The sequence below is a fragment of the Methylocapsa sp. S129 genome, from assembly GCF_009765995.1.
Classification (GTDB): Bacteria; Pseudomonadota; Alphaproteobacteria; order Rhizobiales; family Beijerinckiaceae; genus Roseiarcus.
Genome location: NZ_LMUI01000011.1, coordinates 568,853 through 582,125 on the forward strand (window position 1 = coordinate 568,853; position 13,273 = coordinate 582,125).

A 13,273-nucleotide genomic window follows, 5' to 3' on the forward strand; every position below is an offset into this window, starting at 1 on the left:
GCTAGAATGACAATGTTGGACGGATTCAAGGTCGTTAGCTTCAATCATTTCCTGATGGGTCCGCTTGGCGCGCAGATTCTTGCAGATCTTGGGGCCGATGTGGTTGCGGTCGAGGCGCTGGACGGCGCTTTCCAGCGCAAATGGAGCCCTAACGACACTTTTCTCGGAGAGGAATCGCTTCTTTTCGCTTGCGCCAATCGCAACAAGAGGAGCCTCGCGCTCAATCTGCGCTCGCCGGTGGGCATTGAGATTGCCAAGAAGCTGATCTTGGAAGCGGATGTGCTGGCGGAAAATTTCCGCCCGGGCGTCATGGACCGGTTGGGTCTTGGTTATGATGAGGTCAAGGCTCTTAATCCAAAGATCGTCTACGCCGCCGCGAGCGGATATGGAGCCGACGGCCCCTATCGCGACCGGCCCGGCCAGGATCTGCTTGTGCAGGCGCTGTCGGGCTTGGCGGCGACGACGGGACGCGCGCCCGACGGCGCCCGCGCGATCGGAGTATCGGCCGTAGATCACCATGGAGCCGCCCTGCTGGCTGTCGGCATATTGGCGGCGCTGCACAGGGCGAAGCGAACCGGAGTAGGGTGCCGTGTCGATGTCAGCCTGCTTGCGGCGGCCCTTGATTTGCAGACGGAGAGTCTCACCAGCTATTTGAATGGCCCGCGACCGACTTCCGTCAGCCAGCCGGGAAATGTCAGCGGCTGGGGCATGCAGGCCCCTTACGGCATATATCCCGCTCTGGACGGCAGTGTTGCGATTTCGCTGTGCACGAACAAGGATCTGGGAGAGGCGCTAGAGGTTCTCGAATTGTCGAGCATAGGAGACGACGAGAATTTCAAGCGGCGCGACGAGATTTCGGAGCTGACCGAGAAAGGAACCCGAAAATTCACGCTCGTCGAGTTGAAGGAGCGTCTTTCGGCCAAACATGTCTGGCACATGCCCGTGAACGACTACGAGGCGGTCGAACGCGATCCGCAAGTCCAGCATAACGAGCACATCATCAGTGTCGGCTCAGCCTCGAGCGGTTCCACGCTGAAGCTTGTCTCCCATCCCATCCGCTATGACGGCCGATCTCCCGAGGTCCGGTTGGCGCCGCAGCCTCTGGGAGCGCAGTCGCGAGAAATCCTCACGGAGCTTGGCTATTCATCTGAAGACATCGAGAGCTATATCGTCGATGATGTGATCGGAACGCCTGAAATCAAACGCGAACGCAAGCGATACGAATTGAAGCGCTCCTGAACGGCGCGTGGCTGCGCGGCCCGGTGGACGAACGGGGCTTCACGATGACGAAAACACAAGTAGATCGGAAGGCGTGCGTCTACGACTCGCTCGCTGCGTGATTATTTCACGACTGCGCGGCTTCGCGGTCGTCTTCCGAATAACGAGGCGGGTTTCAAAGATTGTCTTCTCCGGCGCCGGAGCGCGGGAGCACAGCGCGATAATGTGTTCGCCAGCGGCCTTGCCCATCTCGACCGATGGAACTTCGACAGTGCTCAAGGGCGGATCAAGATGAGCGGCGATCTCGAGATCGTCGAAACCAACGATGGAGATGTCGCGAGGCACGTGGATACCCCGGGCCTTGCACTCCTGTAGGGCGCCGATCGCGAGCATATCGCTGCCGCATACGAGGGCTGTGGGCTCCAGACCGCGGGCGAGTATCGCGCGCAGCGCCAACCGCCCGCCTTCTATGGTGTAAGGCGCTTCCGCTATCCAGCTCTCCGAGGGGAGCTGATGAATCTGCGTGGCGATCCGGAAGCCGTTGACGCGGGCGATCGCGCGGTCATTCTGCTTCGTCGTCACACCGGACAGCATGGCTATGCGTCGATGGCCGAGCGAAACCAAATGCTCGACTGCTTCTCTGATCGCTCGCGCGTTATCGAAACCGATGATGTTCTCGTTGTCAGTCGGATCGGTCACATAAGTGCTGACATGAGGGATACCCGAAGCGGCCAGGAAATTCGCCAGCCTCTTTTCGCGCAACCGACCCACGAGGACCAAGCCCTGCGCTCCCTGCCTGATCAGTTTGATCGCATGTTCGGCCTCCGAATGCAGATCATAATCGCTCGTCGTGAGGAGCGCGAAATAGCCGTCTTGCGCAAGCGTGCCCTGCAAAGATGCGAAGAAATCCGCGTACAAAGCGTAGCTCAGCGTCGGCACGACGACGCCGATGAGGCGCGTTTGATTCTGCCGCAGCGCTCGCGCGGAATCGTTGGGAATATATCCAAGCTTCTCAACTGCGGCGGCGATGCGCTCCCTCACCTCCAACCGGACGACGTCGGGCGTGTTGAGCGCTCGCGAAACGGTTGCAGTGGAAACATGAGCGAGCCTTGCAACGTCGCTGACGGTCGCGCTGCTCGATGCATTGTTGGTCTTGATGCTCCGCCGCTTTCTCCCCCTTTGGTGTTCCGTCATAAAAGGCGCCCCGCCGACCCGTCTCCAACGAGACCATACCACAAAGCTTGACGGCCGCCACGCGCTAATGTAATCCATTACATGTGCGCGCCGCCTAAGAGGCGAAGCATAAGGGAGCGGACGTCCATGGATCGGAGAGATTTCATCAAGGGCGCGGGCGCGCTTGGCTTGGGAGCGCTGGGAGGCGCTTTTGGAGCCGACCCCGCCTCCGCCGCAACAAAGATATGGTTCAACACGCTCTTCCACGGCGGAGACGCCGACGCGATGGAAACGATCGTCAATAATATTCACACGAGCAATCCCGATCTCGAAATCGACCTGACGCAGGGCGCGTGGACCGAGTATTACGCGCAACTTTACAACTCCGTTGTCGCCGAGGCGGCGCCGCAGATCGGCATCGTCGACGATTTCCGCTACGAATCCGTCGCGAGCATTCTCTACGATATTCAGGACACTCCGGCCGGCAATATTCTGGATCTGATGGGAGCAAAACCTGAGGATTTCGCGCAATGGAACGTATCTTTGGTAGGGGGCAAGCCGCTTGGCATTCCCCTCGATCAGAACGGCTTCGGAATCTATTACAACAAAGACATTTTCAGGAAGGCGGGGCTGGACCCGGAACGGTTTCCACAGTCGCGCGAGGAGTTCGAGTCCGCCTGCGAGGCCGTCAAGAAAGTCGGTAAGATCGCCTACCATCCCGCCTTGAGCGGGGAGACGCGCTATATCAGACGGGCTTGGCTCGCTTTGCTATGGAGCCTGAACGGCTCTTACATCGACAACGGAAAGGCGAGCTTCAACAACGACAAGGGGCGGGAGAGCCTGCAGTACCTGGTCGACATGGTCCACGCCAAGGGTTGGAACCAGCCCGGCACCAACGGCATCAATCAGTTTCTCGCAGGGGAGCTGGGAATGCTCCAGAACGGAACCTGGTTCTATTTGACCGCCGAAAAAGCCAAGATCGACTATGGCTGTTCGATGCCTCCGAAATTTTTCGACCGTCAGGTGGCTTGGGGCGGCTATCATCTGATCGTGCTGCCGAAGCAAGAGGACGACAGCGACTCGCGCGAGAAGCTTAAGGCCACTGCGAAATTCTTGAAAGCATTTCTGCCCTTCTATGCGCTGTGGGGCGAAATGGGCGGGGCCGTGCCAATGCTCAAGGCGGCCACGGACAATCCGAAGCTTCGCCAGTCCAACACTTGGAAGAAGCAGCTTGCCGTATTCTCTGCAGCGGCCGCCAGCGGGATCCTGCAGGCGGAGCCGAGACATCCCAAGATCACCGACGTCGACCTCGCTGTCGAGCCGTTCACGCAGGAGGCCTACAACGGTACGATGAGCGTGAAGGACGCATTGGCCAAAGCTGAGGTCGAGGTCAACAAGGTATTGTCCGCCACCTGAGTCAGCGCGCATGAGCTGAACTGGAAAGCCGATGCATTCAGGCGAAAGGCAAAGGGGCGATGACGCGTATCAAGAAAGCCGGCGGAGGCGATGCTCTCGTCGGCATATTATTCCTGCTGCCGTATCTCGTGCTGTGGCTTCTCTTCGTCGTTATCCCGGTCGGCTATGGATTCTACATCAGTCTTCATAAATGGAACCCGATGGGCGCGTCACCCTTCGTCGGGTTCGACAACTATATCCAACTGTTCAGCAACTCTCGTTTTTTGAATGCATTGGAGAACACCTTTATCTATGCCGTGTGGGCGATACCGCTCGTTCTCGTTCTCGGCTTGGCGTTCGCTCTTCTCTTGAAGCGCGCAAAGGTGCGTGGCGTAGGCTTTATCGAAGGCGCATTGTTCTTCCCGTATTTGCTGAACGTTTCGGTGGTCGGCATTCTCTGGAATTTTCTCCTCGATCCCAATGTCGGCATCATTCCTTACTACATCCGGGCGGCCGGGTTTCCCGCGCCCGATTTCCTCAATAACCCAGCCCTGGTGCTGCCGACGATCGCCTTCGTCTCGGCATGGTGGCTGTGCGGCTACAGGATGGTTGTGTTTCGCGCCGGGCTCAACGCCATTCCCGAGGAACTGTACGAAAGCTCTTCGCTCGACGGCGCCGGACCCGTTCGCCAGTTCTTCTCGATAACGCTGCCGTTGATGAAGCCGTCGATCCTCTTCGCCGCCATCCTCACCATCGTGGCCGGCCTCTGTATGCTCGGCCAGGTCCTTATCATGACCAACGGCGGACCGGGAACATCGTCCGAGGTCCTGGCGCTTTTCATGTATCGGACCGCATTCGAATCCTTCAATTTCGGTCAGGCTGCGGCCGTTGGCTTCGTCCTTTTCGCCATCGTCTTCTTGATCAGTATGGCGCTCGTCCGGGTGTTCGGGCTGAAATCGGAGCTCGGCTGATGAGAAGATCAAGCGCGCTCAAGCCGATCGTTAAATACGTCCTCTACTACGGCTTGGCGCTCATCTGGGTCGTCCCCATCATCTGGATGGCGGTAACTTCAGTCAAGCCGACGCCAGAGGTGATGAGCTTCACCCCGCATTGGATACCGTCGTCTCTGACGCTTGAGCATTTCTGGGCGCTCCTCGAGCGTCGTCCTTTCTTTTTGTGGCTGGCGAATTCGTTCCAGATCGCGCTTCTCGCCACCGTGATCACGATCGTCGTGACGACATTCGCCGCCTATTCTTTGGCTCGGCTCAAATGGCGAGGGCGCAACGCCATCTTCGCCATGTTTCTCACCGCTATGTTCATCCCTTGGGAAATCAACTCGATCCCACTTTTCTTCATCGTCAAGGATATGGGGTTGCTGAACACCTTCATGTCAGTCGCTCTGCCGCTGTCCGCACTGCCTGTCAGTCTGTTCTTGTTGCGGCAGTTCTTCATCAACATTCCGACCGACCTCGAGGACGCGGCGAAGATAGATGGATGCGGGCATTTGCGAATCCTCTGGCACATCATCATTCCGGTGTCCCTGCCGGCCTATGGAGCGCTCGCGATCTTCATCTTCATCTTCGCGTGGAACGAATTCTTCTGGTCGCTCGTGGCCCTTCAGCGTTCGGGCGTGCGAACGCTGCCGATCGGACTCAAGACGCTCGTGGCGGCTTCCGACATTCAATACGACTTGATGATGGCTGGCTCGTTCATGGCCACCTTGCCGGCGCTCATCATCTTTCTCCTCCTTCGGCGTCACGTGATCGCAGGGATCTCGATGGCTGGGGTAAGGCGCTAACCTCCAACGGAAAGGACCTGAGAATGGCACGCATTTCGAAATTTATCGCAAGAGGCGTCATGCCGGCTTGCCTCACGCCGTTCCGCGAAGATCTCTCGATCGACGAGGGGGCCTACCGTCGTCATCTCAAGGATATCGCGTCCGTCGCTGGCGTGAGCGCGATATGCGCCAACGGCCATGCCGGCGAGGTCTCGTCGCTTACCTTCGATGAGCAGAGACGCGTTGCCGCGATCACGAAGGAGGCGCTCGGGGACGCCGTCCCGACCATTGTCGGCGTCTTCACGAATTCGAGCATGGAGGCCGCGAGACTTGCGCGCATGGCCCAAGACGAGGGCGCGGACGCTTTGCTTGTCTTTCCGCCCGACATCTTAGGCCTCGAAGGGCATATGCGCCCAGCAAGCATCATCGAGCATTTTCGTTACATCACGCAAGCGAGCGATCTGCCGATCATCGCTTTCCAATATCCGTTCGTGTCCCGGCTGAGCTACCCGCTGGAGACGCTCCTCGAATTATGCCAGCGCTACCCGCAGATTCGAGCGATCAAGGATCAATACGGAGATGGCAAGGCGCACGAGCGCCATATTCGTGAGCTTGGCGCGCTCGACAGCCCCGTCAATGTCCTCACCACCCACAGCACCTGGCTCCTTGGGTCATTGGCTCTCGGATGCCAGGGCGTTCTTTCGGGCGCGGGCAGCGTCATCGCCAATTTCCAAGTGGCGCTGTTCCAGGCCGTTCAGGCGGGGGAGCTGCAAAAGGCGCGCGAGATCAACGATCATATCTTCCCGACGGTCCGCGCCTTCTACGATTCGCCGCTTTTCGATCAGCACAACAGGATGAAAGAAGCGCTTGTCATTCTTGGGCGCCTCGACAGGGCCGTCGTGCGTCCCCCCCTTGTGAAACTTACCGCGCAAGAGATCGAGAAAATCCGTCATTTCCTCGAGCTCGCTGGCCTTCATCCCCAAAACGTCTACGCGAAAGTAGCATGATGGAACACTCCGCGACGTCGACAGAAAATTTCTACGTCAAGCTCGGCGACAACGCTGTCTTCAGCAAGACGATCGGAGAGTCGGATATTTACCTGTACGCCGGTTTGACGGGGGATTTCTCGCCAAACCATATGAACGAAGCCGAGATGCGCAAGACTGCCTATGGTCGCCGGATGGCGCACGGGGCAATGCTCATCGGCTTCATGTCGACGACGTCGACGATCGTCGCCGAGCGCGCTGGCAGAGATGGAGCGCCTGAGACGCCGGTGTCGCTGGGATACGACCGGATCAGATTTGTCGCCCCTGTCTTTATCGGGGACACGATCACCGTGACCTACACGGTCGCGCATATCGACTTGAACAAACGCCGGGCGGTGTCTGATGTGACCGTGGCGAATGACCAAGGGAAAACCGTCGCTGTCGGGCAGCACATCCTGAAATGGGTTGCTCGGACTTAGAGCCGCGCATGGCTGCGTTTGGAGCCCGGTGACGGGCTTGGGCCTGTCGGCAGCCTCCGTAATCCGTTCGTGCGCCGCCGCGAGGGGCCGCGGCGGCTGTTGGTTCGCATGCGGTCGGGATGGTGCGCGCCGAGTTCGGCGCGGCGTCATCTTCGGCGCAGTTTGAGGGAAACGTCTTCATGGCGAGTGTGAGCATCAAGAACATCCGCAAAGCCTATGGCTCGGTTGAGATGATCCACGGCATCAATGTCGAGATCGTTGACGGAGAGTTTGTCACCTTGGTTGGGCCGTCCGGATGTGGGAAATCAACGCTCTTGCGCATGATCGCGGGGCTTGAAGAGATTACTTCGGGCGAGATCAGGATCGAGAACCGCGTGGTGAACGACGTGCCCCCGAAGGAGCGCGATATTGCTATGGTGTTCCAGAACTACGCGCTCTACCCGCACATGACGGTCGCCGACAACATGGCCTTCTCGCTCAAGCTGAAGCGGGCGCCCAGGGCCGAGATCGAGACCATGGTCGACAGGGCGGCGGATATCCTCGGTTTGCGAGCGTTGCTCGATCGCTATCCACGCCAACTCTCGGGGGGCCAGCGGCAACGTGTCGCCATGGGTCGCGCCATTGTGCGCGATCCGCGCGTCTTCCTGTTCGACGAGCCGCTTTCGAACCTCGACGCCAAGCTACGCGTCGCCATGCGCGCCGAGATCAAGAGCCTCCACCAGCGGCTCAAGACCACCACGATTTATGTCACCCATGACCAGGTCGAGGCGATGACGATGGCCGACAAGATTGTGGTGCTCCATGGCGGCCATGTCGAGCAGATCGGAGCGCCGCTCGAGCTTTACGACCGGCCGGCCAATTTGTTCGTGGCGGGCTTCATCGGCTCGCCCGCGATGAATGTGCTGACGGGCAAGATCGAGGGCGGTGCGAAGCCTGCCTTCAAGGCCGATAACGGTGTCGTGATGCCGCTCATGACGGCCCCCACGGCTTCAGAAGGGAAGCCTATGGCCTACGGCTTCCGTCCCGAGCACCTGCGTATCGCGCAGGACGGCGTGCCGGCCGAGGTGGTGGTGGTCGAGCCGACGGGTTCCGAGACCCAGGTGATGCTTAGGCTTGGCAGCTCCGACATCGTCGCCGTGTTCCGCGACCGCATCGCGGTCAGACCGGGCGAGATCATCAAGATTCAACCCGATCTGGAAGCCGTGCATCTCTTCGACGGCGAGAGCGGTCAGCGCCTCGCCGCATGAGATGACCAAGCGGACAATTTCATCGTCGCAAGGACAAAGCGAAAGACTTTCCTCGCTACGCGAGGCGCGGTTTCAATCGTGGTCTCAAAGCGTTTGAGGAAATTGTAAGAGCTGAAAGGGGCGGAAACAGACTTGCTCGACCTAGAGCGTTCTGCTCTTGGGTTGACTCGAAGGGGGATTCCCGAATCGGGAGATTTCTGATTCACCCTGCTGACTGGACGGAGGTCAGCGGGCATGGCGAAATCTTATTCTCAGGATTTGCGTGATCGGGTTCTGGATGCGGTCGACAAGGAAGGCATGAGCCGGCGGTCGGCGGCGGACCGGTTCGGGATTGGCGAGTCTTCGGCGATCCGTTGGATTCGACGGCTGATGGAGGCTGGTTCGCGGCTGCCGGCGGGCACGGGGGGCCACCGAGCTTCCAAGCTCGCGCCGCACCGGGCGTTCATTGAGGCGGCTCTGGCGGCGCAGTCCGACCTGACCCAGCAGGCCCTGTGCGACCGTTTGTTGGCCGAACGCGGGGTGAAGGCGGATACATCGATGATGAGTCGCTTTCTTCGACGCGAAGGGATCACGTTTAAAAAAAGACGTTGGTCGCGCGCGAACAAGGGCGCCCGGATGTCGCGCGCCGCCGCGAGCGATGGCGCAAATATCAAGGGCTGATCAATCCTGCCCGGCTCGTGTTCATCGACGAGACCTGGACCAAGACCAACATGACGCGCCTATACGGCTGGGCGAAACGGGGCAGCCGTCTCATCGACAAGACGACGCCTCATGGCCATTGGCAAACCACGACCTTCCTCGCGGCGCTGAGAAACGACCGCATCGACGCGCCCTGCCTATTCGACGGTCCCATCAACGGCGAACGTTTCCGAGCCTATGTCGAACAAGAACTCGTCCCCACGCTCAAGACCGACGACATCGTCGTTCTCGACAATCTCGGATCTCATAAATCAAAAGCGGTCCGCAGCGCCGTGCGAGCGGTCGGAGCGCGCCTCGTCTTCCTCCCAAAATACTCGCCCGATCTCAATCCGATCGAGCAGGTCTTCGCCAAGCTCAAGGGCGAACTTCGAAAGGCCAAGCCACGAACCATCGACGCTATCTGCGACGCAATCCGCCAAACCCTGCCCCGCTTCAGTCCCAGGGAATGCGGAAACTACCTCGAAAACGCAGGATATGCGCCAAGCTAAATGCAAAACGCTCTAACGCCACAGCGCCGCACTCCTACACCACCCATAGCCGTCAATCTGGCCCGTCGCCTGAACCTCCGCTTTGGAGGCGCCGTGACTACTGGCGAAATGGCTCCGCTCGGACCTGGCCAATGGGATTTCAGGCGGACTTCATCGGGCATAGCGGAAGCGCAATACGCCCTCGCGTTCTGCGAGCTCTGAAAGCCTACGCAGCCCCATATGGCCGATCGTCACGTCGATTTCCGTCGATAGCAGATCGAGCATTTGCGACACGCCGCGCTCCCCATCGGCCGCCACGGCATAAGCATAGGCTCGCCCAAGCAGGACAGCTTTGGCGCCGAGAGCCATTGCCTTGACGACGTGACTGCCGCGCCGCACCCCGCCATCGAAGAGAACATCTGTCCGTCGGCCGGCCGCGGCGACGATCTCCGGCAGAACCGAGATTGTGGAGCGGGCGCCATCAAGTTGCCGGCCGCCGTGGTTGGATACGACGATGGCGTCGGCGCCGATATCAGCGCATCTTTCGGCATCCCTCGCGTTCATGACGCCTTTGATGATGAGCTTGCCTTTCCAGCGATCGCGGAAGCGAGCGATATCGCTCCAGGTCATGGTGGGGTCGATCAGATTGCCGAGATTGGCGGCCTGTTCGAGAGCGCCCGTCCCATATTCCGGGTAGGGCGCCAGGTTGTTGATCCGGAGCGGGCCCGAGCGTAGAGCGCCCATCACCCAACGAGGCCGCCTGAGCAGCGCCAACGCCAGCCGCGGCGTCATCTTTGTCAAGCTGCGAAAGCCATTGCGCGTATCTCTTTCGCGAACGCTCTTGATCTGGCTGTCGACGGTGATGCAGAGCGCATCCACGCCGACGTTCTCGGCCCTTTGCAGCAATCGCTCGGACAGCGACCGCTCCTTGAGCACGTAGAGTTGGAACCAGAGGGGTCCGTCTGTCGCCTTGCGAAGGTCTTCGAGCGAGACGATTCCGAAATTGGAGAGGCAGAATGGCGCGCCGACCGCGTGCGCGGCGCGGGCCGCCATGATCTCCGCGTGTGGCGCGAACAGCCCGGCGAAACCGAGCGGCGCCAGCGCGAACGGTCGAGGCCACGTCTTGCCGAGATAATGTGTCGAAAGGTCCCTGTCCGCAACATCGATAAGAACCCGCTGTTCGAACGACCAGTTTTCGAAATCCTCGACGTTGGCCCTCGCGGTCGCCTCGCTGAAGGCGGCGCCGTCGATGAAGTCGAAAAATATTTTCGGGAGTCGCCGCCTCGCTCGATCGCGCGCATCTTCCCAATTGGCGATGATCACCGCGGCGTCACTCCAGAACGAAGGCGTCGATTGTTTGACGGCGGCAGCCTCTGGTTCAGACCGCCTTTCTTGACTGGCGCCGCCGAGTCTGGTCGACGACCGATCCCCTGTCTGTTGATATCGCCGGAAAGAATCTTCGTCCCGTTCCGCGCTGCGATAGGGGCCGCGCCGATCAATGCGGCTCTCCCGATGGGCGCGCGGCGGCGGCCTTAATATGCGCCGTCTCTGGAACCGCCGTTACCGCTCGGCCTTCTGCGAACCACGACAGGAGGTTGTCGACGCATAGATCCGCCATGGCTTGCCGGCTGTTCTCCGTTGCGGAGCCCACGTGCGGCAATAGTGTGGCGGTCGGAAGGTCAAGCAGCGCCTGCGGCAGGTTCGGCTCTTCAGCGAAGACATCCAGACCGGCCGCGGCGATGACGCCGTTTTGGAGCGCTTTGATCAAGTCGTTTTGGTCGACGGTCTTCCCTCGACCGATATTGATAAAGATACCGTTCGGACCAAGGGCGTCAAAAACTTTCGCGTCGATCACCCTTGCAGTGGCTGCAGTGCTCGGCGCCACGGATATCAATGTGTCGACAGCCTCCGCCAAGCCGATGAGGGTAGGGTAGAACGAGTAATCAACCCCCTCCACCCGATTGCGATTGTGGTAGGCGATACTGATGCCGAAGGCCTTGAGCCGCTGGGCGACCGCCAAGCCCACGCGCCCCATGCCGAATATCCCCGCCCGTCGTCCCTGCAAAGTGCGCTTGGTCAGCGGATAGGCGCCTTGGGACGCCCACTGGCCGTCGCGCAGCCATCGTTCGGCGCGAGGCAATTCGCGAACGGCATTGATCAATAGTCCGATCGCGATGTCCGCGACATCTTCTGTGAGAACGCCAGGCGTATGTGTCACCATGATGCCGCGGGACGCCGCGTGGCCGACATCGACGCTGTCGTAGCCTACGCCGAAATGCGCGATGATTTCCAGATTAGGGAAAGCATCCATCATGTCCGCATTGATCGGGATGATCGCGCAGATCCCTCGGATGCTGGCGGCGATATCCGCCGGCAAAAGCTGTCCGCGCCAAGCCTCTTGTCGCACCATCGCAAAGTTCTGGTCGATCCGCTGCAGCGCCTTCTCATGGAGCGGGCCCGGAACGAGGACGCGTGCAGATTTCGACCCGTGCAATGTAATCCCCTGTGATCGTTGATAATGGCGGCCCGACGTTTCGGAAGCCCCGGTCGCTAGGGCATTTACCCCCACACGGCGCCCCCAGCGAGTTCGGCTCCGCCTCTCGCCGCCAGCGGACGACCGAGAAATTACAAGCATAGCATCCCTCCGTCGCAAAGTGAATATATTTGATATTTATGCCTATAGTAGCTGTGGCGTGCGGACGACATTCAAACACGCCGTAGCGACAAGGCTCACCGGGGGCTCCTAGGCGACCATTCAGGGGGTCAAGCCAAAAGGCGGCTTGACAGCAGTTAATATCAAATATATTCGATATCCATGAAACGGCTGACGGCAGAGATGCGATGGGAGGCGATCGTGAGTTTAGGCGCCGCGCGCCGCTCAAATTCAGCAGATTCTGCGAAACGCGCGTCGGCGGCCACGAATTCCCGTTGCTTCGTCCCACGCCGTGAGCAGCTCTGGCGGCATCAGGCAAGTAGATCGGCGCCGCTTGCTAACCGTACAAAATTGTCCTGTAGACCAGATAGTCAGCTCATCTATTGGACGCGCTTCATGGAAATGACCTCTTCTCGATCGATCCCCCCTCTCGAGCGCCCACAAGCGCTCAGCGAGCGTGTTTACCGGGCCATATTGCAAATGCTCGCTCGCAGCAGCCTGCGCCGCGGCTCAACCCTCAGGATCGACGTCCTAGCGCGGACCCTTGAGGTGTCGCCGACGCCGGTCCGTGAGGCTTTGGCCCGATTGGCGGCGACCGGGTTGGTGCGTCATGAGGCGCGGAAGGGCTATACGGTCGCGCCCCCGATATCGGCGAAGCAACTGCGCAAGCTCATGGTGGCTCGGCGGCTGATCGAAGTCGGCGCCATTGGCATTGCGTGCGAGGCGGGCGGGGAGGCGTTTCGCGCGGCGCTCATCGCCGCCTTTGCGGTCCAAAGCGCCGCCGTTGACCGATTTCACTCCAGCGTCGGCGTGAGTGCGGAGCAGCGGGAGGCGTTGGGCTGGAGCCTCATGGAATCCGATCTGCACTTCCATCAGGTCATTTTCGATCACACGCACAATCGCTTTATCGGGGTGATGGCCGATGCGCTTTGCGGACAATTGCACCGGGTCAGACAATCAGCCGAGTCCGGCATATCCGACGATCTGCACGCTCTGACCGAGCACAAGGCCATCCTTGACGCCGTTCTCGCCGAGGATCGCGCCAGAGCGGAAGCGGCGATGCTGCTGCACATGGACAATGTCGAGAAGAGAGCCTCTGCCGATATCGCGCCGGAGGATGATCACGCGACGATCGATGACGACGATAGCGCGTTGTCGCACCCCTTCTGAAAATGCCGG

General features: G+C 59.9%; 12 protein-coding genes. 9 read left to right on the forward strand and 3 right to left on the reverse strand.

The features are described 5' to 3' along the window. Positions 1-6: 6 nt before the first annotated feature. Positions 7-1,239 carry a CaiB/BaiF CoA-transferase family protein gene (locus tag GSQ90_RS05110; protein ID WP_158813706.1) on the forward strand — a complete coding sequence of 411 codons (1,233 nt, stop codon included), beginning with the start codon at positions 7-9 and terminating at the stop codon, positions 1,237-1,239. Positions 1,240-1,278: 39 nt separating this feature from the next. Here GSQ90_RS05110 and GSQ90_RS05115 read toward each other — a convergent pair whose 3' ends face one another. Continuing rightward, the gene (locus tag GSQ90_RS05115) at positions 1,279-2,490 is read right to left on the reverse strand and encodes a LacI family DNA-binding transcriptional regulator (RefSeq protein ID WP_371418329.1); all 1,212 of its coding nucleotides are present in this window, start codon (positions 2,488-2,490) and stop codon (positions 1,279-1,281) included. Between the two features lie 48 nt (positions 2,491-2,538). Here GSQ90_RS05115 and GSQ90_RS05120 point away from each other — a divergent pair, with 48 nt between their 5' ends. The 7 genes from GSQ90_RS05120 to GSQ90_RS05150 all read left to right on the forward strand — a co-directional run bounded on the left by GSQ90_RS05120 (position 2,539) and on the right by GSQ90_RS05150 (position 9,462). Next, a complete protein-coding gene (locus GSQ90_RS05120) occupies positions 2,539-3,807 on the forward strand; it encodes an extracellular solute-binding protein (protein WP_158814233.1) in 1,269 nt (422 codons plus the stop codon). Between the two features lie 59 nt (positions 3,808-3,866). Beyond that, positions 3,867-4,757, forward strand: a complete 891-nt coding sequence (locus tag GSQ90_RS05125) for a carbohydrate ABC transporter permease (protein WP_158813708.1) — start codon at positions 3,867-3,869, stop codon at positions 4,755-4,757. Next, positions 4,757-5,584 (forward strand): carbohydrate ABC transporter permease, encoded by an 828-nt coding sequence (locus GSQ90_RS05130; protein WP_158813709.1) that lies wholly within the window; start codon positions 4,757-4,759, stop codon positions 5,582-5,584. The genes GSQ90_RS05125 and GSQ90_RS05130 overlap by 1 nt, the downstream gene beginning before the upstream one ends. A 59-nt stretch (positions 5,585-5,643) precedes the next feature. Then, positions 5,644-6,570: a dihydrodipicolinate synthase family protein gene (locus GSQ90_RS05135; protein WP_246731411.1), complete on the forward strand. Its 927-nt coding sequence runs from the start codon at positions 5,644-5,646 to the stop codon at positions 6,568-6,570. Then, entirely contained in the window at positions 6,567-7,028 is a 462-nt protein-coding gene (locus tag GSQ90_RS05140) for a MaoC/PaaZ C-terminal domain-containing protein (protein WP_246731412.1), read from the forward strand. Before GSQ90_RS05135 ends, GSQ90_RS05140 begins: the two co-directional genes overlap by 4 nt. Before the next feature lie 179 nt (positions 7,029-7,207). Further along, the gene (locus tag GSQ90_RS05145) at positions 7,208-8,275 is read left to right on the forward strand and encodes an ABC transporter ATP-binding protein (protein WP_158814235.1); all 1,068 of its coding nucleotides are present in this window, start codon (positions 7,208-7,210) and stop codon (positions 8,273-8,275) included. 234 nt (positions 8,276-8,509) lie between these two features. Continuing rightward, a protein-coding gene (locus GSQ90_RS05150; protein ID WP_158813711.1) for an IS630 family transposase occupies positions 8,510-9,462 on the forward strand; the annotation gives its coding sequence in 2 pieces (ribosomal slippage) (positions 8,510-8,851 and positions 8,854-9,462; 951 coding nt in all). A 150-nt stretch (positions 9,463-9,612) separates the two neighbouring features. Here the strand turns inward: GSQ90_RS05150 and GSQ90_RS05155 are convergent. Beyond that, the gene (locus GSQ90_RS05155) at positions 9,613-10,764 is read right to left on the reverse strand and encodes an alpha-hydroxy acid oxidase (protein ID WP_158813712.1); all 1,152 of its coding nucleotides are present in this window, start codon (positions 10,762-10,764) and stop codon (positions 9,613-9,615) included. 172 nt (positions 10,765-10,936) lie between these two features. Further along, positions 10,937-11,935 (reverse strand): 2-hydroxyacid dehydrogenase, encoded by a 999-nt coding sequence (locus GSQ90_RS05160; RefSeq protein WP_246731413.1) that lies wholly within the window; start codon positions 11,933-11,935, stop codon positions 10,937-10,939. A 561-nt stretch (positions 11,936-12,496) separates the two neighbouring features. Here GSQ90_RS05160 and GSQ90_RS05165 point away from each other — a divergent pair. Beyond that, entirely contained in the window at positions 12,497-13,264 is a 768-nt protein-coding gene (locus GSQ90_RS05165) for a GntR family transcriptional regulator (RefSeq protein ID WP_256366587.1), read from the forward strand. The last annotated feature ends 9 nt before the right edge of the window (positions 13,265-13,273 follow it).